The organism is Bacillus sp. SIMBA_005 (genome assembly GCF_046535585.1).
In the GTDB taxonomy this organism is placed as follows: Bacteria; Bacillota; Bacilli; order Bacillales; family Bacillaceae; genus Bacillus; species Bacillus pumilus.
The window spans coordinates 1-422 of the sequence record NZ_JAWRWI010000061.1; the positions used below are offsets into that span (position 1 = coordinate 1).

Here is a 422-nt window from a genome sequence, read left to right on the forward strand (position 1 = left end):
TGATGGCGGCCGCGGTAATTTCCAGTTTGATCCCGATTTCCGGAAGGGCAAAAAACGTAAAGAAAATGATTAATAACAGCGGCAGGTTGCGGATGGTTTCCACAATGGCCGCTATAATGCCCGAGACGATAGGAATGTTCGCATAGCGCAAAGTGCCGGCGGCAAGCCCGAACATAAAACTCAGGACAATGGAGATCAGCGCAACATAAAGTGTGACCAAAAAGCCGTCCCATAAAAACAGCAGATGGTCAGGTGTATAGGCGCCGCTAAAATCCATGTTATTCACTCTCCTTCTCTAATAACTTTTTCCGAGACGTCTTTCCAAATAGTGAACCCCGATGCTGAGCGGGATCGTTAATATCAAATAAAAAAGCGCGACGAAAATATAGACATCAAACACGACAAGAGTGCTCGAGGACACG

At 46.4% G+C, this 422-nt stretch carries 1 protein-coding gene and 1 pseudogene; both read right to left on the reverse strand.

Annotation, left to right across the window (positions count from 1 at the left end):
• On the reverse strand, positions 1–277 hold a 277-nt coding region (locus tag SB660_RS19085; protein WP_410583789.1), incomplete at its 3' end, for an ABC transporter permease subunit.
• An 18-nt stretch (positions 278–295) separates the two neighbouring features.
• A pseudogene (locus tag SB660_RS19090) lies at positions 296–422 on the reverse strand (amino acid ABC transporter permease); the annotation flags it as partial.